Raw genomic sequence first — 23,062 nt, 5'->3', positions numbered from 1 at the left:
GGCATGACGGGATGCGCGCGCACCATGTCGACGCTCTTCCGTACGGCCTCCTCGGTATCTCCGAAGCCGGCGAGCCAGTGGTCGAAGTCGATACCGCAATGACGTGCGAAATCAATGCGCTCAGAGGACACGCCGAGCCGTTTCATGTTCTCTACCATGCTCGCGCCGCTCATGTGTTGCGCTCCGCAGTTCGTGTGCGCAACCACCATGACGTCTTCCACGCCCAACTCGCATACGGCTATCAAGAGCGATCGCATCACGCTGCCGAACGGGTGGGAAACTTCGCCTCCTGCTACTTTGATGATCTTCGCGTCGCCGTTTTTCAGGCCGAGCGCAGCGGCCAGCAGCTCGGTCAGGCGCGTATCCATGCACGAGACGATCGCGAGCTTTTTGTCAGGGTATTTGTCGGTGACGTAGCGCTCGAATTCGCGCTGCTCGACGAACGAGCGGTTGTGAGCGAGGATGTCCTCGACGGTGGAGGATGCGGTAATGCATTGACGTTGGTTCATGGTGCCCTCTCTTGTTTGAAGGGTAGTATGATAGCGCAACGACGGGCGTTTGCCGGGCTTTCGCGTTGTCCGTGTTGTTGGTCGAACGGCATGAAACAATGCGAAACGACCGCCCGATGGGGCGGCCGTTTCTTGCGCAGGTGAAAAAGTTAGCTTAGAACGCCTTGAAGGAAGCCTTCGGGCAGAAGCAGATGGGGCACTTCTCAAAATCCTCGCCCTTGTGGATATAACCGCAGATGGGGCACAGATAGAAAGCGTCGTCGTCGGCAGCGTCGAGGTCGTTGTATGCGGCCAGGTAACGCTCGGCATGCACGGACTCAGCCAGCTTGGCGCGCGTGAACACCTGCACGGCCTTGGCGTTGCCCTCTTCCTGAGCCTTCTTGATGAATGCCGGATACATGTCGGAGGTCTCGAAGATCTCGCCCTGCGCGCCGGAGATCAGGTTCAGGTCGGTCTGAGCGCCGGAGCAATCAGGAGCTGCGGGCTTCTCGTAGCCGGGCTCCATGTCGGCGACCAGGGCGTACTCCAGGCCGATGTGGATTTGCTCGGCGGCTGCGGTTGCCTCGAACAGACGCGCGATCTGGTCGTACCCCTGTTCCTTGGCAGCCTTGGCGAAAGCGGTGTATTTCGCGGAAGCGCCGGTCTCGCCGCCGATGGCAGCCTTCAGGTTGTCGAGGGTGGAGCCAACTTCGCACGTGCCGAAGCCGTTCATGTTCGTGGAATTCTCAGCGGTGGGGATTTGCGCGCGCACTTTCATGGATGCATGCTCCTTCTCGTCTTAGTTCGTCTTCTCATCTTAATGAGAACAAATCTCATTAACTGAAATACTACCCTGAACGCCAGGTGCATGCAAGAGGGTAATCGAAACGGATGACAAGGCTTCGCACAAAGTTCATACGGCTCTAATATTGCGAACAGATGTACCCTTATGGTATACTATTGCCAAGAACCAAGCGCTTGGCAAGGAGAAGGATATGAACGTTGCGGTTTTGGAGAAGCCTCAAGCTATCAAAATATCGAGCAAGCGGCAGATCACCATCCCGGCGAAAATATACGAAAAGGCTGGCTTTGGGGATTACGCCTTGTGCACTTGGACCGACAAAGGGATGTTCCTTCAGCCGCTTGAGGTGGAAGACGAAGACGTGACGGTTGATATCCTGCGCCATTTGATCTCGGAAGGCTACGAGGGTGAGGAGCTGATCGAGCAATACTGCTCTTTGAAAAAGAAAGTGGTCTCGGTGAGGGAAAGGGTTGAGGAGGCTGAGCGCGATATCGAGGAGGGGCGCTATATGACGTACGAAGATATGCGCGCTGGGATTCGGAATGAATACGGATTTTAGTATTTGCGTAGCAGATACATTCGATGATGATCTTCGAGATGTCCTGTCGTACCTGATGGTTGATTGCGGTTCGCCGAATGCTGCTGAACGTATGGTGCGTGCCGTGGATCGCGCAAAGGAGCTTTTAGCATGTAGTCCGTTTATAAACGCTGTTTCCAGCAGACCTCGTTGGCTCGGTCGTTCCTATAGGGAGCACTACGTTCTCAAGTACGTCATCGTGTATCGCATAGACGGCGAGGTGGTTTGGTTCTTGCAGCTCTTTCATCAGGCGCGACTGTACGAACGGTTCGTGACGGAATGGGGTGGTTCGGAGTAAGGGGGTGAGAAGCGGAGTGCCGGCGTGGTGCGAGGGACTGCGGCAGGGGGGCGAAAGGCCGTGGTGCATGCCCTTGTTCTGCCCCTTCGCCGCGCTGCGTTCCGCATAAAAAAGCGAGCGACCTGTTTGGGCCGCTCGCTCGAAAAGACGGTGCGAAGCGTTAGCGTTCGCGGGCGAGAGCTGTCGTGCTATTCGCTCCGCAGTGCTTCCACGGGGTCTTTGCGGCTTGCGGCGCTCGAGGGGATGAGGCCGGCCAGGAACGTGAGGAACACGCTGATGGCAACCAGGATAACGGCGGCTTGCCACGGCAGCGACGCTACGTCGGCTACGTTGAACAGGGAATACACAATCGCGTTGACGGGAATGCAGGCAAGCGCGGTGGTGCCGATGCCGATAAGCCCGGCCGTGAAGCCCACGATGATGGTCTCGGCGTTGAACACGCGGCTGATATCGCCCTTGCTCGCACCTATGGAGCGCAGGATGCCGATTTCCTTCTTGCGTTCGAGAACCGAAATGTAGGTGATGACACCGATCATGATGGATGACACCACAAGCGAGATGGCTACGAACGCTACCAGCACGTAGCTGATCATGTTCACGATGTCGGTAACGGAAGACATAAGCGTTCCTACGAAATCAGTGTACGTGATAACCTTGTCGTCTTGACCTTCGGCGGTCATGCGATCGTTGTAGGCGTCCAGGATCTCGATGGCCTTTTCTTTGCTTTCGAAGTCGACGGGATAGATGTCGATAGCGCCTGGTTTGTTGAGGTCGGCGTAGCCCAGTTTCTTGAGGTTGTTGTCATACGAGGCGTCTTCGCTGCTCATGAGCGACATCATAAGCTCGCCCAATTCCTCTTCGCTCATGTTCATCTGGAACGCGTCTTTGAACTTGTCGGGATCGATGGACATGGCGGAGGCCATGTTGGCGGCCATCTGGTTCATCGATTGCTGCAGCGCGGCGGTGACCTGCGTTTGCAGCTCGGTTGCCATGGCTCCCATGTACGTGGTCATAGTCGTTTGCATATAGCCTTGCAGGGCGGTGGCGATTTGGGCTTGCAGGTCGCTTTCCGTTGCAATGCCCGCTGCGGCTGCGACGATGATGGCTTGGGCTTCGGGCGTCGCCATGTAATCGGAGAAGCTCTTGTTGAACGCGTCGGGATCGCTAGGGTCGATCGGATGGGTGAGCAGGTACTTTTTGTATCCGGCCATGACGTTATCGACGATGTCGCGGGTTTGCTCGGGCGTGACCTCGAACTTGATCTTCCCGGCGGTCTCGTCCATGTTCGGCTCGGGGACCTGCGGCATGTTCTGAAGCCCGGACGACAGGTTGAGCGCATTGGACATGTCGACCGAGAGTTTGCTTTGGTCGATGGTGAATGCCGCTTGCAGGGCGTCGCCGTTAATGGTGAACAGCGAATCCATGGCGAAGCCGCCGTCGTTTTCATCCTCTTCGCCGAAGGGCTTTCCAGTGAACACGTTGGTGCCGGGGTTTGCCAACTGGTCTTTCACGATGGTGCTGTTGGCTGCCTGCTCGATCACGTGGTTGGTGAGGGACGCGGGGTAGTTGATGCCCGAACTGAGCATAGTGGCGGTTGCGTCTTCGCGCGGCTGGACAATGCCTACGATTTTGACGTCCTCGCCTTTCGACACCAGATCCAGCATGTAGTTGGTGTCATCGGTTTTATCCTTCCAGACGCCGAACTCGTTGTCGCGGACGTAATAATCGGTGGCGTTCACCAGCTTGAACGACACGTCGAGAATTTGATCGTAGGAGGGCTGTTCGATGTCGGTAGGAGCCGTTATCTCTTCTTCTGCGGCAAACTTCTTCACGATGTCGTCAAGTTCGGCCGAGTCGCGAAGGCCCATGGTGTACAGCATGAGGTCGCTGATGGCTCCGTTCCCCGTTAGCACGAGTACGACCTCGTTGTAGTTGCTGGGCCATCTGCCCGCTTTCACGTCGTATTGGCTTTCGTACAGGTCGGGATCGCTGGGCATTTCGTAGAACGTGTCGGTGCTCATGGACATGGACATGAGGCTGTTCGAGCTGGTGGTCGAGCCCAGCCCCAGCGCCGAGAACGATTTGTCCGGGTTCACCTGGCGGAGCTTTTCGGTGTTCGAGCTGTATATCTGCGGCGCGACGTTGTACGTGTACTCGATTGCGTTCGTGTACTGATCGATATCGCTTTCGCCGCTGTCGAAGTACGCCTTGAGCGACGCCAGGTCGTTCGATCCAATGCTTGAAACCATGTTGGTGATCATTTCAGCCACGCGGACAGTGCCTTCTCCGTCGCTTTCTGCGGCTCCCTGACCTGCTGAAACGTCGCTCTCAACGCCGGCGGCTCCCAGCATCATCGACGTCATGTCGAATCCGGTGCTTTGGATTTGCAGCGGGTATTCGGACAAAGTTTCTTCTTCGACGTTCTTAATGTAGTTGTTCACGCCGTTGGCAAGCGAAAGGATGGCCGCAATGCCGATGATGCCGATCGACCCCGCAAACGCCGTCATGAGCGTGCGACCCTTTTTCGTCATGAGGTTCTTGAACGACAGTGCAAGCGCGGTCAGAAACGACATGTTCGTTCGGCGTACGGGCTTGTCGCTGACGCGTAGATCCTCCGAACTGGGGTCGAAGGGATCGGTGTCCGCGCGGATAACGCCGTCGGCAAGGGTGACGATGCGGGTAGCGTACTCTTCGGCCAGCTCGGGGTTGTGCGTGACCATGACCACAAGGCGGTCGTTCGCGATTTCGGTCAGCAGGTCCATGATCTGCACCGACGTTTTCGAATCGAGCGCGCCGGTAGGCTCGTCGGCAAGAAGAATTTCGGGGTCGTTGATGAGTGCGCGCGCGATGGCGACGCGCTGCATCTGGCCGCCGGACAGTTGGCTGGGCTTTTTGTTGACGTGATCTCCCAGTCCTACTTTGCGCAGCGCTTCGACCGCCCGATCATGGCGTTCTGCGCGAGAAACGCCTGATAGCGTAAGCGCCAATTCCACGTTGGCGAGCACCGTTTGATGCGGGATCAGATTGTAGCTTTGGAACACGAAGCCGATGCGGTTGTTGCGATAGGCGTCCCAATCGCGGTCTTTGTACTGCTCGGTGGATATGCCGTCGATGATAAGGTTGCCGGAGTCGTAGTGATCCAGGCCGCCCACAATGTTCAGCAGGGTTGTTTTGCCCGAGCCGGAAGGACCAAGAATGGCGACGAACTCGTTATCGCGAAAGGACACCGATACGTTGTCGAGGGCAGTTTGGGTGAAATCGGCCGTAGTGTAGGACTTGCAGATGTTCAGAAGTTGCAGCATGGGGCGCCTTTCAATGCGCGACTCGTTGCCGGGTGCACGGCGCGCAATGTGCGTTTGCAATTAGTTTAGTTTCTATAGTAAATTTTCTCGCTTCGAATAAACCGCGAATTCCCAATCTCCACCGAGTTACCGAACGGTTACCTTGAACGTCCTACCTTGGTTTCTTCAAGAAATTCCTTGCGAGGCCCTTCATGCACGGCGTCAGCAGCGATAATGGCCCTGAACTAACGGACGTGCGAAAGGAAGCGTATGGAACACGAGACAGCCTGGAAAAAGTACGACGAAGCTGACCTGGAAGCTCTTGAGCATCTAGCTGCCGAGTACATCGATTTCATTTCCGAAAACAAAACCGAGCGTGCGTGCGCGGCAACTGCCGTGACCATGGCTGAGGCCGCTGGCTACCGGCCTTTGGCGGCTGCCGTGAGCGAAGGTCGGACGCTCAAGTCGGGCGACAAGGTATGGGCGCTCGCCCATGGCAAGGCGCTCATTTTAGTGCAGTTGGGTGCCGGTTCGCTGACGGCCGGTTTGAACATTCTGGGTGCGCACATTGATTCGCCGCGCCTTGACGTCAAGCAGAATCCGTTGTACGAGGCGAACGACTTCGCGCTTTTGGACACGCATTATTATGGAGGCATCAAGCACTACCAGTGGGTTACGCTGCCGCTTGCTTTGCATGGCGTGGTGGCGAAGACCGACGGCTCCGTGGTGGACGTGCAGGTGGGCGACGATCTGGGCGACCCGGTATTCTGCGTGACCGATTTGCTCATTCACCTGGCGAGCCAGCAGATGGGCAAGAAGGCGTCGGAAGTCGTTGAAGGGGAGGCTCTTGACCTGCTGGTGGGAAACCGTCCGCTTCTGATCGAGCGGGAAGGCAAAGGCGAAGCGACGTCTGAAGCGGCGGACGACGGGCCCGCTTTCGAAAAGCTGGCGGAAAAGGAGCCGGTGAAGGCGTTCGCGCTCAAGCTGCTGGCCGAGAAGTACGACATTGCCGAAGAGGACTTCCTTTCGGCTGAACTGGAAGTGGTGCCTGCCGGTCGTGCGCGCGACTTGGGCTTCGACCGCAGCATGGTCATCGGCTATGGGCAGGATGACCGCGTATGCGCGTTCACGTCCCTGGCCGCGCAGCTGGCCATGGCGGATCAGATGCTCGACAAGGCCGCGGTATGCGTGCTGGTGGACAAAGAGGAGATTGGCAGCGTGGGCGCTACCGGCATGGCCTCGCGATTCTTCGAGAACACGATAGCCGAGGTCATGGAGCTTGCTGGCGAAGGCGGTCCTTTGCCGTTGGCTCGCGCGCTGGCTTCGTCGAGCATGCTGTCCTCCGACGTGTCCGCAGGATTCGATCCTGCATACGCGAGTGTTTTCGAGACTAAGAATTCCGCTTTCTTAGGTCGTGGCCTGGTGTTCAACAAGTACACCGGCGCGCGCGGCAAGAGCGGTTCGAACGACGCAAGCGCCGAATACATGGCGCGCATCCGTCGCATCATGGGCGATGCCGGCGTGTCGTTCCAGACGGCCGAGCTGGGCCGCGTGGATGCGGGCGGTGGCGGGACCATCGCCTACATTCCCGCCGAGCACGGCATGGACGTTATCGACTCGGGCGTGCCCGTGTTGTCGATGCACTCTCCGTGGGAGGTTACGAGCAAGGCCGACATCTACGAGGCGTTCAAGGGCTACGAAGCGTTTTTGAAGAACGCGTAGCGCGTCGATTCCAAAACTCGTGCGCACGTGGTCGATCGCGTGCGCACGAGTCGATTATATTGCTGGTGCTTCGGCCCCCTTTCCGCTACACTGCTCGCATTGTACGTGCGCGCCCGAGCCGCTGTCCGGTTCGGGCGCTTTCAGATAGCGAGGCGCTTATGGCTCGGGAGCAGTTTGGATCAAGGTTGGGGTTCATCCTCATCAGTGCGGGATGCGCTATTGGGTTGGGCAACGTTTGGCGTTTCCCCTACATTACCGGCGAGTACGGTGGCGCGGCATTCGTGCTGCTGTACCTTCTTTTCCTGGTTATTTTCGCGTTGCCCATCTTGGTCATGGAATTCGCCGTCGGCCGCGCGAGCCAAAAAGGCGTCGCGCGCAGTTTCGACGATCTGGAGCCGCAGGGGTCCAAATGGCACCGGTTCAAGTGGGCGGCTTTGGCGGGCAACTACCTGCTCATGATGTTCTACACCACCGTGGCCGGCTGGATGCTGGCGTTCATGCTGCTCACTGCAATGGGCACGTTCGACGGCATGGACGCTTCCGGCGTGGAGGGCGTGTTCAACGGGCTGTTGGCGAATCCCTTGGAGATGACGGCGTTCATGCTTGCGGTGGTCGTCATTGGCGTGCTGGTGACGCGCGCCGGATTGCGCAACGGCGTCGAGCGCGTTACGAAGCTCATGATGGTTGCCCTGTTCGCCGTGTTGGCCGTGCTGTGCGTCCGCGCGATCACGCTTCCGGGAGCCGAGGCTGGCCTCGAGTTCTACCTCATGCCTGATTTCGGAAAGCTGTTCGCAGGCGGGTGGGGAACGTTTGCCGATGCGGTGTTTGCCGCCATGGGTCAGGCGTTCTTCACGGTTTCGGTGGGCGTAGGGTCCATGTCCATCTTCGGCAGCTATATTGACAAGCGTCATCGGCTGGCGGGCGAAGCCGTGCGCATCGCGGGATTGGACACGCTGGTTGCGCTTATGGCGGGTCTGATTATCTTTCCGGCATGCTTCGCTTTCGGGGTCGAGCCCGGAAGCGGCCCGGGCCTTGTGTTCATCACGTTGCCCAGCGTGTTCGAGCAAATGCCGTTCGGTCAGCTGTGGGGCACCTTGTTCTTCCTGTTCATGAGTTTTGCCGCCCTGTCGACCGTGATCGCGGTGTTCGAGAACATTATGAGCTTCGGCATGGATCAATGGGGCTGGTCCCGTAAGAAGTCCTGCCTGGTGAACGGCATTGCGCTGGCGCTGCTTTCGCTGCCTTGCGTGCTGGGCTTCAACGTGTGGGCTGGCGTGGAGGTGCCGGGCATCGGTAATATCCAGGCCATCGAGGACTTCCTCATGTCGAACAACGTGCTGCCGCTGGGCGCGCTCGTGTTCCTTTTGTTCTGCACGAGCAAGCGCGGATGGGGTTGGAAGGCGTTCGTGGCCGAGGCCGACACCGGCAAGGGCCTTGGCTTTCCCCGGTGGGCTCGAGGATACATGCGGTTCGTGTTGCCCGTTCTTATCCTGGCCGTGTTCGTGATGGGCTACGTGCCTATCGTTCGCACGTGGATGGGGCTTGGATAGCGTCTTTCGCGAACTGCGACGCGAATATTTCTTCATATTCGGAGTTTTCCCGGGCGGAACCTCGCGTTTCCGGCTTTCCCGTGGCTATAATAGCGGATAACACTTGAGTAACGGTTGCTATGCGGGGCGTTCGCGCACGTCGTCCCCTTGCCGACCGTCGCCCGCGCCGGCCGCGCGAGCGAAGCGACATGCCGACAGCAGATGGAGGAGTTCATGGCCTATTATTTCGACGAGCCGTCCCGTACATTCAACGAGTACCTTTTGGTTCCCGGCTACTCGCCGTCTACGTGCGTTCCGGCTGCCGTCAGCCTGAGGACGCCGCTGGTCAGGTACCGCAAGGGCGAAGAAGAGTGCCCCATTTCGCTGAACATCCCCATGATTTCGGCTATCATGCAGGCCGTGTCCGACGACGGCATGGCCGTGGCGCTTGCCACTGAGGGCGGCATGTCGTTCGTGTACGGTTCTCAGTCCATTGAGAGCCAGGCCGCGATGGTGGCGCGCGTGAAGGACTACAAGGCTGGTTTTGTCACGAGCGACGCCAACCTGTCTCCCGACATGACGCTGGCCCAGGTTGTAGAGCTGAAGGAGAGGCTTGGCCACTCCACCATGCCCGTGACCGAGGACGGCACCGCTACCGGCAAGCTGCTCGGCGTGGTAACCGAGCGCGACTACCGCTTGTCCCGCATGTCCTTGGACGAGAAGGTCGCCGATTTCATGACTCCGCGCGAGAAGCTGATCGTGGCTCCGGTCAGCACGTCCCTGAAAGTGGCAAACGACATCATCTGGGATCACAAGCTGAATTCGCTGCCCATCGTTGACGAGGACGATCACCTGGTCAGCCTGGTGTTCCGCAAGGACTACGATTCCCATAAGTCCAACCCGAACGAAATGCTGGACGACCATAAGCGCTACATGGTGGGCGCCGGCATCAATACGCGCGACTACGCCGAGCGCATTCCCGCGTTGGTGGAAGCCGGCGTCGACGTGCTGTGCATCGACAGCTCCGAGGGCTACTCCGACTGGCAGAAGTTCACCATCGAATGGGTGCGCGAGCACTACGGCAACACCGTGAAGATCGGCGCGGGCAACGTGGTTGACGCCGAGGGCTTCCGTTTCTTGGCCGATGCGGGTGCCGACTTCATCAAAGTTGGCATCGGCGGCGGTTCCATCTGCATCACGCGCGAGACGAAGGGCATCGGCCGCGGCCAGGCCACGGCTACCATCGAGGTTGCCGCTGCGCGCGACGCGTACTTCAAGGAGACGGGCGTGTACGTGCCCATCTGCTCCGACGGCGGCATCGTGTACGACCATCATATCTCGCTGGCGCTGGCCATGGGCTCCGACTTCGTCATGCTGGGTCGCTACTTCGCGCGCTTCGACGAGAGCCCGTCGAACAAGGTGATGGTGAACGGCTCGTACATGAAGGAGTACTGGGGCGAAGGCTCGGCGCGCGCTCGCAACTGGCAGCGCTATGACCTGGGCGGCGACAAGAAGGGCATGACGTTCGAAGAGGGCGTCGACTCCTACGTGCCATATGCCGGCGCTTTGAAGGACGGCGTGGCGCTTACGCTTTCCAAGGTGCGCTCCACCATGTGCAATTGCGGCGCGCTTACCATTGACGAGCTGCAGGACAAGGCGAAGCTGACCATCGTGTCCAGCACGTCCATTGTGGAAGGCGGCGCGCACGACGTTCTGCTGAAGGACAAGACCCCCTACGTGAGCAACACGAGCCACTAGGGCGCGGTCGGAAAAACGGATTCGCGAGCGGGGCGGCCTTCGGGTCGTCCCGCTTTTTTGACGCGCCGAGCACGGTGCAAAGGGAGTGCTCGGCGCGTCGGGCAGGGCGGGCGTTTCGGAGCCGGGCGCGAATCGCTCGATCAGTCTTCCCGGGCTTCCACGCTGGGATTCGCGTGAATGATGGCATGGAGTTCTTCGATGTAGCGCAGCAGCAGCGGGCTGGGGCGTCGCTCGTTGTGCATGATGTAGCCGACTTGCATGCGCTCGCCTTCGTCGGTATCCAAAGGGATGCTGGCTATGCCGGATTGCATTTCGGCCGAAAGCACGCCGGTGGACAGTGTGTAGCCATTATGGCTGGTCAGCAGGTTAGTGAGCGTGCCGCGGTCCGAAATGCGGATATTGCGCGCGTGCGGAAGATAGCTCAGGGGCTCTTCGGAATAGTAGAACGAGTTGGTGGTTCCCTGCTCGAACGAGTAACGCGGGAAGGGCGCCAGGTCGTCGGGCGCGATGCGGTCGCGCTTCGCAAGCGGATGGTGCTCGCCGACGAACACGTGAACGTCGGCGTCGAAAAGGGGCGCGTACGCCACATCGGCGTCGTCGAAGGCTTTTTGCAGGACGCGTCGGTTGAAGCTGTCGGTGTAGAGGATGCCTACTTCGCTGCGAAACGCCCGCACGTCGTCGATGATCTCCGCCGTGGTGCTTTCTCGTAGGATGAATTCGTAGTCGCAGGCATCGCATGCTTCCACTACGTTCACGAACGCCTGCACGCTGAACGCGTAATGCTGCGTGGATACGGCAAGACGCAGGTGCGCGGCTCCCTTGTTCTGGTAGCGCGCCTCCAGCATGTCGGCCTGTTCGACCACTTGTCGGGCGTACCCCAAAAGCTCCGTGCCGTCATTGGTGAGGGTGACGCCGCGGTTGCTGCGCGTGAACACGGTGATGCCCAGTTCGCTTTCCAGTTCTTTTATGGCGGTGGACAGGTTCGACTGCGAGGCATACAGGTTTTGCGCGGCGGCGTTGATGGATCCGTATTCTGCGATGGCTATTAAGTAGCGGAGCTGTTGAAGCGTCATAAGGACCCCTTTCTTCGTTCTGGTCGCTATTCTACCGGTTATCGTCAATATCGATAGCAAAGCATCAAAACATTGAATGACTTATATGGTTGTATTGAGCGGCTGTTCGTGGTTTCATGCAATACGCTGCTTCGCGCGCAAAACGATTCGGCGCATGCGGGCGTTTCTTTCTTCAGGGAAGCGCGCGCCGCGCAACTCGGCGAATCGTTTGAGCGATTTCGGTCGACGGTGCGCGGCGGCAGCGCGAAAGACGAAACGAACAAGGAGCATCTCATGGCGAAGGACATCCCCTACGATCAGAAGTACTACGATCCGGAGATCGAGTGCATGCCGCGGCCCCAGCTGGAGGAGCTGCAGCTGCAGCGATTGCAGGATATGGTGGCCTACGCGTACGAGAATACCGTGTACTACAAGCGCGCGTTCGACGAGGCCGGCGTGAAGCCTTCCGACATCGAAACGCTTGAGGACATTGCGAAGTTCCCGTTCATCGACAAGAAGACCGAGCGCGAAACGCAGCACGTGGGAAGCTTCTTCGGCGAGATGTGCTCGGTGCCCGAGGAAGAAGTCATCTTCATGGCCACGTCTTCGGGTTCCACGGGCGTGCCCACGGTGAGCCCGTTCACGCAGGAGGACTTCGACCTGTGGCAGGATACCGAGGCGCGTCTGTTCTGGCAGGCTGGTATGCGCCCGAACGATCGCTACGTGCACGCGCTCAACTTCGCGCTGTACGTGGGCGGCCCCGACGTCATCGGCGCGCAGCGGCTGGGCGCGCTGGCCATCTGGGTGGGCGCGGTGCCGTCCGACCGTCTGCTGTTCGTGCTGAAACAGTACCAGCCGACGGTTATCTGGACATCGCCTTCGTATGCATGGCATTTGGGCGAGGTGGCGAAGGAGAAGGGATACGACCCGCGCACCGACTTCAACATCCACACCATCATCGTTGCTGGCGAGGCGGGCGGTTCCATCAAATCCACGCGCGAAAGCATCGAGGACTTGTGGGGCGCGAAGGTTGTTGACTTCTACGGCCTGTCCGACATTTACGGCGCATGCGCTGCGGCGTGCGAGGCCCACGACGGCCTGCACATCGTGGAGGACCAGATTCTGGTCGAGACGGTGAACCCGAACACGGGCGAGGTGCTGGCTCCAGGCGAGACGGGCGAGCTGGTGTACACCACTTTGAGCAAGAAGGCGCGCCCGATGATTCGCTTCCGTACGGGCGATATCGGCTACGTGAGCACCGATACGTGCGAGTGTGGCCGCACGCTTGCACGCATTCACATTACGGGCCGTAAGGACGAGATGTTCATCGTGAGCGCCGTCAACGTGTTCCCGAGCGATATCGAGTTCGTGGTGCGCGGCCTGGAAGGGCTGACGGGCGAGTATTCCATTCGCGTGTACGAGCAGGACTTCACGTGCAAGTACGAAGTGTCCGTGGAGCGTGCGCTGGGTAGCGACGAGCCTTACGACGAGGTGGCGAAGCGCACGATGGCGGCCATCAAGGCGCATGTGGGCGTGCGTCCGCAGAAGGTCATCGTGTATGATGCGGGTAAGCTGGGAACGTCGTCGGAGCACAAGGCGTCGCGCTTCGTTGACGAGCGCAGCTGCCAGACTCGATAGGGAAGGATTCTACCCATGGCTAACACCTTTGCAGTTTCCGGTCAGCACTATCTGTTCAACGTGCAGACGTTCGCCCATGTGGTTCTGGCTTTGGGCGGCGATGCGTACGCGTATGCGCTGCGCGATCGCAGCACGCAGGGCGTCATCGATGATGTTGCGTCGGGGAAAAGCCAGCTGGGCGTGCTGTTTCAGACGTCGGCTTCCGCTGAAACGCTGAACGCTGCGCTTGACGAAGCGGGTCTTGAATTCGTGGAGCTTATCGAGTCGGCCCCGCGCGTTGCGCTGCCGGCCAGCCACCCCATGGTGAACGCCGCCAGTCTTACTCTGGAGGATATGGAGGACTATCCCTACTTGTATTTCGAGCAGGACGAGGATTCTCCGGTTGCCTTCGCCGAAGAGGCGCTTGCGGGCGTGCCGCGTGCCAAGAGCATTGCCTGCACCGACCGCGCGTCGCTTTCGGAGCTGATCGTGGCACTGAACGGCTATACGGTGACGAGCGGCATTTTGGTGGGTATTTCCGACGGCGCCGGGCTGAACACCGTGCCGCTTGATACCGATGTGTCGCTGCACTTGGGCTACGTGGTGCGCAAGGGCGAGCAGCTGGATGAGAATGCCCAGCGTTTCGTGGACACGTTGAAGAAGAACCTGGTCAAGTACGCTCGATTCTAAGTAGGTTGCCGTCGCGTGTAGGCGAAACGGCAGCTCTTGAAACGAGGGGGACGGGGGCGGCGATGCCGCGCTCGTCCCCCTCGTTGTTTACTCGTTGTCGTTCGGATGGCGCCTGCCGGCCAGGTCGCGAGCCTCTTCGCTCACGACGGGTCCCGCGTGCGCGCCGCGTTTTTCCAGCACGCGTTCGCGCCGCGCTCGTTCGGCGCGTGCTTCGCTGGGGCGCGGACGGTCGGCTTGCTGCGGGGCGGTTTCGCGCGGGGCTTCGGCTTTGGAGAAGCCCATGCGGATGCCGATGTATTCGCTGACCAGCAACACGAACAGGATGCACATCACAATGAGGTAGCCGATCACCGCGCCGGGCAATCCCGTGAAGTTCACCAGCAGGATGGGAACGAACAGCGAGAATCCGAACGTGATCAGGTACAGGCGCGTGACGGCCTTCTGGCGGCGCAGCACGGTGATCACCTGGTACAGGAAATCGATAGCTGCCGTTACCCCGCCTGCGGCCAGCATGATGAAGCACAGGCCGCGGAATTGCTCGAAGTCAAGGCCGTACATGAAGCTCATCAGGGGAATGCCGATGGTCGCCATAACGCCTGCCACCACCAACGTGATGGCAACGATGACGGCCAGCACGGCCGCGATGGTCAGATCGAACCGCTTCCGCTTGCCGGGGTCGGCCCATGCTTCGGCCATGCGGACGAGCATCGGCTTGTAGATGAGGCCGATGGTCAGCAGGATGGCCTGGGCGGGGAAGTACAGCGCGTTGAAGTACAGCTGGTTGTCGTAGCTGAGTACGCCTTCCATCACGAATTTCGGCATGTTGTCGATGAGCGCGTACATGAACAGCGCTGCGAACAGAGGGAAGCACTGCTTGAACAGCGCGCCCACGTTGCCCATGCTCACACGGCGCGATTTCGGCGTTTCGAACAGGGCCAGCGGAAACGTGAGGAACAGGAACGTGGCGGCGGCAACCACGGCCATGGCGATGCAGGCAACGCCGAGGTTGCGGGTGATCAGCAGCACCAACGAGAACACGATGAACACGGCGACCGAGCGAAACGCTTGGGAGATTCCGGCAAGGTAGAGCTTGTCCACTTGCTGCAGGCGCCCCTCGTACACGTCGGCCAGGCCGTCGATCATCTTGTAGAGGTACACGCCCAAGCTGATGGTCAGCATGTGATCGGTGTATCCGCGAATCGAGCAGTACGCCACGCCGACAACCACCATGAGCGCGCACGTGATCCAGCGGTTTACCTGGTAGTCCGCGAACGAATGCTCTTCGGCCAGGTCGGACACTTGAAAGGTTCGCACGCCGTAGTTGGCAAGGATCATGAGCAGCGTGCCGGTGACGAACGCCAGCGAGAACATGCCGGCTTGCTCGACGCCCACCAGTTGCGTGACCACGATGGTGAGGAAGGGAAACACCATGCCCCACGTAGCGATGCCCAGCGTGTTGCACACGTAGTCGCGCGTGGTGCGTCCGGCGGCGTATTCTTCTTGCTGCGCCGAAAGGGAGCGCTCGGATACGGCCCCCAGAAGCCGGTTGCACCAGTGGTTGACGGCGCGCGTGATGAAGCTGGGCTTGCGAGGCTTTTTCGCCGCGCGACGTGCGCGGTTCCCGCGCTGATCGGAGGCGCTGTCGGGCTGTGTTTGCGGGTTCGGATCTTGGGCGCTGCGCCTGGTTGCGTGCAGCGGCGCGTGCTCGGTCGCCTCGTGCTCGGGCGCGGTGCGTTGATGGAGCGCCCGGGTGGGCTGGCTGCGCTGTTCTTGTTCGGAGTTGTTCCGCGGCATGCGGTCCATAAGCTGCGTCGAGCTCCTTCGCTGCGTGTGTCGTTGTCTCTCCTTGAGCATTATAGGGGTCGTGCGCAGTTGGTCCCCTAAGATTCATAGCAGCAGCAAACGAGGGCGTGCGCGTCCTTGCGCGCTTGCGTCTGGCCGTGCTGGGCTCGGTTGGAGGCTCCGCGCCTGTTGCGACACGGGCCGGGGCGGCTCCGTTCGAGACTGTCCCCCTGTCCCCCTGTCCCCCTGCTCCCCAATCGGGGGAGTTTGACGGCTGGTCGTCTGCGCGCGCCTGCGAACGCGCGAGGGCAACGCTATACTGGCATGATCAAGACGTGACACGAATGGGAGAGTTCCATGATCGAGGTACTGTGGCATGGGCGCGGCGGTCAAGGCGCGTTCACTGCGGCGCGGCTGCTGGGCGCGGCCGCATCGCTTTCCGAGGGCCGCTACGCGTTGGCGTTTCCGTCGTTCGGACCCGAGCGACGCGGCGCGCCGATGCGCGCGTTCACGAAGATGGACGATGCGCCTATCGGCGATCGGAGCGCGGTGGCGCGCGCCGATTACGTGGTGTATCTGGACGAGATGCTGCTGGGGCCTGGCTGGGAGCATGAGCTGAAACCCGGAGGACGCGTGCTGGTGAACAGCGCTGCAACCTTCGATGACGAGCGTATCGTGGCCATCGATGCCGACGGAATCTCCGCTTCTTTTTTGGGGCGCCCCATTCCCAACACGGTGTTTCTTGGGGCGATCGCGGGCCTGTGCGATCGGGTGTCGCTCGAGGATCTGGACGAGGCGATTCGCCAGTACATGCCGGAAAAACTGCACGGTAAGAACCTGGCAATTGTGGAGGAAGCGCTCCGGCGGATGGCCGATGCTTCCGATGCCGAAGCAATCGATCGGCCGCCTGTTGCGGGGATTGCGGTTGAATCCGGCGAAAGCGATCTGCGCGCGGAAAACTTCGAGGCGGCCGAAGGCTTGGAGGGCTCGCCCTCGGAATCGCCCGCTCGTCCGCCCGCGCGCATCTGCACCTTGCGCAGCGGGGACGCCTTGGACCCCGCCGTGTTCGCGCGCACCACGTGCTTCGAGGCGGGCTATCTGACCGCGAAGAACGCTGGCTGGCGCAACGTGCGCCCCGTGATCGACGCTTCTGCGTGCACGGGATGCCTCCAATGCTATTGGCTGTGCCCGGACGGTACGGTGTTCAAGGTTGACCAGGCTGCGTCCGTCGGCGCTCCTGTTGCCATCGATCTGGACTTCTGCAAAGGCTGCGGCGTGTGCGCGAAGGCTTGCAAGTTCAATGCGATTGCCATGATTCCCGAAAGCGAGGCGGATGCTCGATGAAGAGGTTCCTTTCCGGCGACGAAGCGCTGGCGGAGGGCGTGCGCCTGGCGCGTCCGCAGGTCATCAGCGCGTATCCCATTACGCCGCAAACGGTGGTGGTCGAGCGTTTGAGCGAGATGGTGGAAGAAGGCACGCTTGCCGCCGAGTACGTGCACGTGGAGTCCGAACATTCGGCGCTGTCGTGCGCCATCGGCGCGTCGGCTACGGGCGCTCGCACGTTCACGGCTACGTCGAGCCAGGGCTTGCTGTACATGGCAGAATGCCTGACCTATGCATCGGGCGGGCGGTTTCCCATTGTCATGATGAACGCGAACCGTGCAACCGCGCTGCCGTGGAACATCTACGGCGACCAGCGAGATTCGCTCGCCTTGCTGGATCACGGTTGGATCCAGGTGTATGCGCAGGACAACCAAGAGGCGCTCGATCTTGCGCTTATGGCGTATGCGTTGGCGGAGGACCCGGCGGTTATGACGCCGGTGATGGTGAACCTGGACGGTTTCGCGCTCACGCATACGTACGAGACCGTGGACGTGCCTTCGGCGGAGCAAGCGGACGCGTTTCTGCCGCCCTACGAGCCTGCTGGGAATCACTTCGATTTCGAGCATCCCGTGAACATCGGGTTTTCGGCAGGCCCTGAGTACAACCGCTATTTCAAGTACTGGGAGCATCGCGACATGCTGAACGCTCCCGACGCGGTGGAGCGGATCGAGCGGCGCTTCGCCGAGGTGTTCGGGCGCCAATACACCGGCATGATCGAAACGCTGAACTGCGACGATGCCGACGTTGTCCTGGTCACGCTGGGGTCGGCTGCAGGCCTTGCGCGCTCCGTGGTGGAGCAACTGCGCGCCGAGGGCGTTCGCGCGGGCATGCTGCGCATTCGCTACCTGCGCCCCATGCCCTCGGAGCTGATTGCCGAGGCGCTGCGAGGCGCGAAGGCGGTGGGCGTTCTGGAGAAGGATATCTCGTTCGGTTCGGAGGGAACCGTGTTCACGAACGTCAATTCGGCGCTGCAGCAGGCGGGCGTGTGCGTTCCCACGTACAACTTTGTAGGAGGTTTGGGCGGCGACGACATTTCCGAAGCGCAGACGATCGGCATGTTTCGCGCTCTCCAGCAGGTGGCCGACGGCGCGGGGTCCGGTAGCTTGCCGCGCGTGTCGTTTTTGGGTGTTGATGACGTTCCGCCTGCCTGCCAGCCGACGGAAGCAGCCGACGCTGCGGCTTCCGTCGCTGATTCATGCGAACCTGCGAGCTGCGACGAAAGGGGGCGATAGGAATGGCTCTCAATGCGAAGACCATAGCCAACGACGAGTTTTTCTTCGGTCACAAGGCATGCGCGGGGTGCGGCGGTTCCCTTGCCCTGCGCGCTGCGCTTAAGGTGCTGGGCCCGAACGCTGTGGCCGCGCTGCCGGCGGGCTGCATGAGCGCCGTCGGCTTCAATTTTCCGCAGCTTTCCTTTGCCAACAACGCAATGATCACGCCTTTTGCGGCTACGGCAAGCGTGCTGACCGGTATTGAGGCCGGGCTGCGCGCGCAGGGAAAGAAGCCCGACGATTGCACCGTGGTGGGCTTTGCGGGCGATGGCGGCACGGCTGACATCGGCATCCAGGCGCTGTCCGGGGCGATCGACCGCAACGACGACGTGCTGTACATTTGCTACGACAACGAGGCGTACATGAACACGGGCATCCAGAAAAGCTCGCTGACGCCTTTTGGCGCCAAGACCACCACGACGCCTGCCGGCCGCAACGTGCACGGCTGTCTGACGCAGAAGAAGAACATGTTCGAAATCGTGGCGGCGCACGGCATTCCGTATGCGGCCACGGCAAGCGTTGGCTATCTGAACGACTTCGTCCGCAAGGTGGAGCGCGCCCGGGACATCAAAGGCACGCGCTATATTCACGTGATGGCTCCGTGTCCGACAGGGTGGGGCTGCGGCGTGGACGAGATGGTGGACATCGCGAAGGATATCGTGGATACGGGTTTGTGGTACCTGGCCGAGTACGAAGGCGAAGCGGTGTGCGGCCAGTACGGAGGCCGCTTCAAGCTGAACAGGAACCCGAAGGAGTTCGCCAGCGTTGAGGCGTACCTGCGCAGGCAGGGCCGCTTCAAGGCGCTTTCCGATGACGAGATCGCCAGCGTTGAGGCCGGTCGTGACGCTGCTTGGGAGGCCATGCGCCGAGATTGGGCGTGAGTGGGGCTTTAAGGATGCGAAAAGGCGCCGCTTGAACAGCGGCGTCTTTTTTACGAGGCGGAGGGATGGGCTATTGGCTCTGTCCCTCCGCCTCGTTTTTTGCCTTGCCCCCTATGCAATAAAGCAATCACATGATATAGTGTAATCTATCAAAAGATAGTAAAAGGGAGGTAATCATGTCGCATGATCTGACTTCGCAGGATATTAAGAGGATTCGGGAAAAGTACGGGCTGACGCAGCAAGGGTTTGCGCGCTTGTTGGGACTTGGCGAGGCTAGCGTGGTTCGGTACGAAAACGGACAAACTCCCAGCAAGGCGAATGCGAACCTCATTCGTGCTGCGGATGACCCGAGGTTTCTTGCGGATTGCCTTGAGCGCGACGGGGCTTTGCTTGCGGACAGCCAGCGCGAGAAAACCGAGAAGATCGTGTATGCGCTGGTTTCTTTCGACGAGGATGGAGACGTCATGGACATAAACGAACTGTACGAAATCACGCTTCAACAGGAGGTTCTTAACGAGCAGGCTGCGCAGCTGATGGGGGAGATCTCGCGACTGCTTATCGCTGCTCGCAAAGGAGGGGATGTCGCTTCCGCGGCGGTCTATGAAGACGTGTATATGCAGCTTGCCATGGTCAAGCCTCGCATTATCAGTGAAGGTCATTTGGACAAAGTGAAGCTTTTGGAGTTGAAGGCGCAGATCGAATGCTTGGGGCGCGTGGCGGAAAGTCGCAAAGTGAAAGCTGCGTAACATGGCAGGTATCGAAGAGTACTCGAATGAGGAATTTCAGAACGGGTTTCAAGGGATCGTCAGCGCCCTCGTGGCAGATGGGAACCTGGCGCCCCTCAGCAGCCCGCGGGCTGTTTTGCTTGGCGGGCAGAGCGGTGCGGGAAAAACAACGCTGCACAACATCTTTCTTATCGCCCAGAAGGGCAATGCGATCATCATAAATGGTGACGAGTACCGGTCTCATCATCCGCGATTCAGGGAAATCAGTGCGCGGTATGGAATTGATGCTCCGTCGTATACGGCAGCATGGGCTGGAAGCATGGTGGAGGCGCTGGTTGACGCCCTTTCAACTGCAGGGTACAACCTGATCATCGAAGGAACGCTGCGGACATCCGAGGTCCCACTCGAGACGGCAAGGCTCTTGCGCGATCGGGGATACGACGTTTCGCTGGCACTGATGGCGGTGAAGCCGGAAATATCGCTGGTAAGTTGCCAGCTGCGATACGAGCAGATGCGTATTGCGGGTACAGAGCCTCGGTCGGTCGACCCGAACCATCATCTTTTGATCGTTGAAAGCATCGTCAGTAACTTGAAAGTGCTTGAGGAATCCGGGTTGTTCGATACCGTAAGCTTGTACGATCGCGCCGAGCGCCGATTGTTCTTCAGCAAAGATGACGGCGGGTATGCGTGCGATACGCTCGAGCGAATCTTGTTCGGTGAGTGGAGCGACGAAGAGCGCTTGCACTTGGCGTATCTGGAACGAAAGCTGGCTGAGCTGAAAACTCTTGGCTGATCGCCTTGCTTTCGGCGTTTGTGCTGGCGGGATCCATCCTGGTCAAACCCGTGCGGGCTGGAATATGGTACCCTGCTGAACACAGGGAACGGCGAAAGGGATCCATATGGGGACGGCCAGCACGACTGAGCGCATCCGCGAAATCGGGGCGGATATCGAATCCGAGGTCATCGCACTCAGGCGCGAGTTGCACAAGCATCCCGAGTTGAGCGGCAAGGAAACGCGGACGCAAGAAGCTCTTTGCATCGAGCTGGGCAAGCTGGGCGTGGAGTATCGCCGTGCAGCTGGGACGGGCGTAATCGCCACTATTCGCGGTGAAGCGAAGGGCGCGTACGATGCCGACGGCAATCCTGCCAAGCGCGTGGCGTTGCGTGCCGACATCGACGCTCTTCCCGTGACCGAGCAGACGGGCGCGCCTTACGCTTCGCAAAGCGAAGGGATCATGCACGCATGCGGTCATGATTGTCATATGGCTATGATGCTGGGCGCCGTTTGCATTCTGAACGGCTTGCGCGATCGGCTTTGCGGCGAGGTTCGCGTGCTATTCCAGCCTGCGGAGGAGATATCTATCGGCGCGCTCAAAATGATCGAAGACGGTGCGCTCGACGGGGTCGATGCGATCTACGGGGCTCATATTTGGAGCGAAGTGGATGCCGGGAAGATTTCGTGCGAGCCCGGACAGCGTATGGCTCATACCGATTGGTTCCGCATCGATATCGAAGGCGTTAGCGCACATGGATCCATGCCGCACAAGGGTGTGGACGCCGTGGTGGTGGGTGCTGAAATGGTGACGGCTTTGCAGATTCTGGTCAGCCGAGACGTTTCGCCGTTTGAACCCGTGGTGGTTACGGTGGGGGAGTTTCATGGCGGCGAAGCGCGCAACATCATGGCGGGGACGGCTTACCTGACCGGCACGGTGCGTACCTGGAGCGATAAGCTGCGCGCCGAAGTGCCTGACCGTTTGGAGCGCATTGTGGGGAAGATCGCTCGTGCGTTCAACGCTGAAGCTCGGTTCACGTTCGAGCCGGGCAATGCGGGCTTGGCGAATGACGTTCAGTGCGCGGAAGCGGCGCGGCGCGCTGTTGTCGAGGTGCTGGGGGAAGAAGCCGTCGGCAGTTACGAGGGTACGCTTTCCGGCGAAGACTTCAGCGAGTACCTGCGTCTGGTTCCCGGGGTCATGGCGTTCGTGGGTACGCGCAATCCTGCTGTGGGCGCCGAGCATCCCCAGCACAGTTGCTACTATGAAGTGGACGAAAGCGTGCTGGTCAAGGGATCCATGGTGGCTGCTCAGTGGGCGGTCGACATGTTGGGAGAAGGGTAGGAGTCGTGCGCTTCATTATCTCGCCCGCCAAGAAGATGAACGTAGCGGACGATATGTTCGCATGGCGCGAGCTGCCGGCGTTCGTTGACCGTGCCGAGCAGCTGGTCGAAGCTGTGCGGGCTCTGACGTATGAAGAAGCGAAGGTGCTGTGGCAGTGCAGCGATGCGCTGGCCGAGCTCAATTTCGATCGCTTCCGCACGATGGACGTGTCCGGTGGCGCGGGCTCGCTTGTTCCAGCGGTGCTTGCGTACGAAGGCATCCAGTACCAGCATCTTGCTCCGCGCGTTATGACCGCCGCGCAGCTGGAATACGTGCAGGAGCATGTGCGCATCCTGTCGGGCCTTTACGGCGTGCTGCGCCCGTTCGACGGCGTGGCGCCGTATCGTCTTGAGATGCAAGCCAAGTTGGCGGTGGGCCAGGCGCGCACCTTATACGAGTTTTGGGGCGATTCGCTGGCGCGCGCGTTGGCTTCGGAGGCTGACGTTGTGGTGAACTTGGCTTCGGTCGAATATGCGAAAGCGGTGCTTCCGCATGCGAAGTGTCTTGGCTTGCAAACCGTCACGTGTTTGTTCGGTACGATCGATGCGAGTGGCCGCCTGGTGCAGCGTTCGACGGCTGCCAAGGCGGCGCGCGGTTCCATGGTGCGCTGGTGCGCCGAATGCGCCGTCGAGTCCGTCGCTGATCTGCGCGCGTTCGACGTAGCTGGCTATGCGTTCGACAAGGCGCGCTCTACTGACGACTGCCTGGTGTTTGTGCAGTAGGGAACAGAAAGCGTTCGCGGTGATCCTCGCTTTGAGAGCCAGTGTCGGGCCGGCGGGCGAGCGTCTGATGTCCTTGACGGCTCGCGGATTTGGGCGCCCTCTTTCGGCTCGGCTAGCTCCTTTTGCGGTTTGGCGTACGTCTATCGGATCCCGGCCGAATTCGCCACGCCGAACGTCTCTTCGCATTGGCTGCTCAGTTTGAACTTGAGCGGTCGGCGGCTTGTCGTTTCAGCAAGATCGGCCTGCTCTAGCTCGGATGCGTACTTGCGAGCGCTTTGGGCTGTGACTTCAAGGTGCGTCGCGGCGTCCTGCAGCGTCACGTCCGCGTTCG

At 60.1% G+C, this 23,062-nt stretch carries 20 protein-coding genes; 14 read left to right on the top strand and 6 right to left on the bottom strand.

All coding sequences use genetic code 11. The features are described 5' to 3' along the window. Nucleotides 1-509: beta-class carbonic anhydrase (locus ACMNI9_RS01285; protein WP_418830482.1), on the bottom strand; the 509-nt coding region annotated here is incomplete at its 3' end. Between the two features lie 154 nt (nucleotides 510-663). Next, nucleotides 664-1,266 carry a nigerythrin gene (ngr, locus tag ACMNI9_RS01280; RefSeq protein ID WP_114566164.1) on the bottom strand — a complete coding sequence of 201 codons (603 nt, stop codon included), beginning with the start codon at nucleotides 1,264-1,266 and terminating at the stop codon, nucleotides 664-666. 217 nt (nucleotides 1,267-1,483) lie between these two features. On the opposite strand from ngr, the gene ACMNI9_RS01275 reads away from it, so the two are divergent. Together ACMNI9_RS01275 and ACMNI9_RS01270 are read left to right on the top strand one after the other, a co-directional pair. Beyond that, nucleotides 1,484-1,849, top strand: a complete 366-nt coding sequence (locus tag ACMNI9_RS01275) for a delta-aminolevulinic acid dehydratase (protein ID WP_114566165.1) — start codon at nucleotides 1,484-1,486, stop codon at nucleotides 1,847-1,849. Then, complete coding sequence (locus tag ACMNI9_RS01270) at nucleotides 1,833-2,165, top strand: type II toxin-antitoxin system RelE/ParE family toxin (RefSeq protein WP_114566166.1); 333 nt, start codon at nucleotides 1,833-1,835, stop codon at nucleotides 2,163-2,165. The genes ACMNI9_RS01275 and ACMNI9_RS01270 overlap by 17 nt, the downstream gene beginning before the upstream one ends. Nucleotides 2,166-2,353: 188 nt before the next feature. Here the strand turns inward: ACMNI9_RS01270 and ACMNI9_RS01265 are convergent, their stop codons facing one another. Next, the gene (locus tag ACMNI9_RS01265) at nucleotides 2,354-5,467 is read right to left on the bottom strand and encodes an ATP-binding cassette domain-containing protein (RefSeq protein WP_418830479.1); all 3,114 of its coding nucleotides are present in this window, start codon (nucleotides 5,465-5,467) and stop codon (nucleotides 2,354-2,356) included. A 249-nt stretch (nucleotides 5,468-5,716) separates the two neighbouring features. Between ACMNI9_RS01265 and ACMNI9_RS01260 the strand changes: the two genes are divergently transcribed. The 3 genes from ACMNI9_RS01260 to ACMNI9_RS01250 all read left to right on the top strand — a co-directional run bounded on the left by ACMNI9_RS01260 (nucleotide 5,717) and on the right by ACMNI9_RS01250 (nucleotide 10,455). Further along, on the top strand, nucleotides 5,717-7,168 hold the full coding sequence (locus ACMNI9_RS01260) for an aminopeptidase (RefSeq protein WP_418830477.1): 1,452 nt from the start codon (nucleotides 5,717-5,719) through the stop codon (nucleotides 7,166-7,168). A gap of 158 nt (nucleotides 7,169-7,326) precedes the next feature. Next, entirely contained in the window at nucleotides 7,327-8,718 is a 1,392-nt protein-coding gene (locus tag ACMNI9_RS01255) for a sodium-dependent transporter (protein WP_418830475.1), read from the top strand. A gap of 213 nt (nucleotides 8,719-8,931) precedes the next feature. Continuing rightward, nucleotides 8,932-10,455, top strand: a complete 1,524-nt coding sequence (locus ACMNI9_RS01250) for an IMP dehydrogenase (RefSeq protein WP_418830473.1) — start codon at nucleotides 8,932-8,934, stop codon at nucleotides 10,453-10,455. Between the two features lie 140 nt (nucleotides 10,456-10,595). Here ACMNI9_RS01250 and ACMNI9_RS01245 read toward each other — a convergent pair whose 3' ends face one another. Then, nucleotides 10,596-11,528, bottom strand: a complete 933-nt coding sequence (locus ACMNI9_RS01245) for a LysR family transcriptional regulator (RefSeq protein WP_114566171.1) — start codon at nucleotides 11,526-11,528, stop codon at nucleotides 10,596-10,598. Between the two features lie 273 nt (nucleotides 11,529-11,801). On the opposite strand from ACMNI9_RS01245, the gene ACMNI9_RS01240 reads away from it, so the two are divergent. Both ACMNI9_RS01240 and ACMNI9_RS01235 read left to right on the top strand, forming a co-directional pair. Further along, nucleotides 11,802-13,145, top strand: coding sequence for a phenylacetate--CoA ligase family protein (locus ACMNI9_RS01240; protein ID WP_114566289.1), 1,344 nt, complete (start codon nucleotides 11,802-11,804; stop codon nucleotides 13,143-13,145). Between the two features lie 15 nt (nucleotides 13,146-13,160). Beyond that, nucleotides 13,161-13,814, top strand: a complete 654-nt coding sequence (locus tag ACMNI9_RS01235) for a LysR family transcriptional regulator substrate-binding protein (RefSeq protein WP_225749822.1) — start codon at nucleotides 13,161-13,163, stop codon at nucleotides 13,812-13,814. 87 nt (nucleotides 13,815-13,901) lie between these two features. Here the strand turns inward: ACMNI9_RS01235 and ACMNI9_RS01230 are convergent, their stop codons facing one another. Next, nucleotides 13,902-15,617, bottom strand: coding sequence for a lipopolysaccharide biosynthesis protein (locus tag ACMNI9_RS01230; RefSeq protein WP_418830469.1), 1,716 nt, complete (start codon nucleotides 15,615-15,617; stop codon nucleotides 13,902-13,904). A gap of 336 nt (nucleotides 15,618-15,953) precedes the next feature. Here ACMNI9_RS01230 and ACMNI9_RS01225 point away from each other — a divergent pair, with 336 nt between their 5' ends. The 7 genes from ACMNI9_RS01225 (at nucleotide 15,954) to yaaA (ending at nucleotide 22,731) form a co-directional block, all read left to right on the top strand. Beyond that, nucleotides 15,954-16,940: a 2-oxoacid:acceptor oxidoreductase family protein gene (locus ACMNI9_RS01225; protein ID WP_418830467.1), complete on the top strand. Its 987-nt coding sequence runs from the start codon at nucleotides 15,954-15,956 to the stop codon at nucleotides 16,938-16,940. Continuing rightward, the gene (locus tag ACMNI9_RS01220) at nucleotides 16,937-18,211 is read left to right on the top strand and encodes a transketolase C-terminal domain-containing protein (protein WP_418830464.1); all 1,275 of its coding nucleotides are present in this window, start codon (nucleotides 16,937-16,939) and stop codon (nucleotides 18,209-18,211) included. The genes ACMNI9_RS01225 and ACMNI9_RS01220 overlap by 4 nt, the downstream gene beginning before the upstream one ends. 2 nt (nucleotides 18,212-18,213) lie before the next feature. Next, complete coding sequence (locus ACMNI9_RS01215; RefSeq protein WP_418830461.1) at nucleotides 18,214-19,131, top strand: thiamine pyrophosphate-dependent enzyme; 918 nt, start codon at nucleotides 18,214-18,216, stop codon at nucleotides 19,129-19,131. 176 nt (nucleotides 19,132-19,307) lie between these two features. Beyond that, a complete protein-coding gene (locus tag ACMNI9_RS01210; RefSeq protein WP_418830459.1) occupies nucleotides 19,308-19,877 on the top strand; it encodes a helix-turn-helix domain-containing protein in 570 nt (189 codons plus the stop codon). Between the two features lies 1 nt (nucleotide 19,878). Next, a complete protein-coding gene (locus ACMNI9_RS01205) occupies nucleotides 19,879-20,649 on the top strand; it encodes a zeta toxin family protein (RefSeq protein ID WP_418830457.1) in 771 nt (256 codons plus the stop codon). A 106-nt stretch (nucleotides 20,650-20,755) separates the two neighbouring features. Beyond that, nucleotides 20,756-21,970 (top strand): amidohydrolase, encoded by a 1,215-nt coding sequence (locus tag ACMNI9_RS01200; protein WP_418830455.1) that lies wholly within the window; start codon nucleotides 20,756-20,758, stop codon nucleotides 21,968-21,970. Nucleotides 21,971-21,975: 5 nt separating this feature from the next. After that, nucleotides 21,976-22,731 carry a peroxide stress protein YaaA gene (yaaA, locus tag ACMNI9_RS01195; RefSeq protein ID WP_418830452.1) on the top strand — a complete coding sequence of 252 codons (756 nt, stop codon included), beginning with the start codon at nucleotides 21,976-21,978 and terminating at the stop codon, nucleotides 22,729-22,731. Nucleotides 22,732-22,871: 140 nt separating this feature from the next. On the opposite strand, the gene ACMNI9_RS01190 is transcribed toward yaaA, so the two are convergent. Further along, the coding region (locus ACMNI9_RS01190; protein WP_418830450.1) for a hypothetical protein at nucleotides 22,872-23,062 on the bottom strand (191 nt) is incomplete at its 5' end.

The organism is Paraeggerthella sp. (genome assembly GCF_048427265.1).
Lineage (GTDB): Bacteria > Actinomycetota > Coriobacteriia > Coriobacteriales > Eggerthellaceae > Paraeggerthella > Paraeggerthella hominis.
The sequence above is the reverse complement of the archived record's forward strand: the minus strand, read 5'-3'. Positions and strand labels throughout refer to the sequence as shown.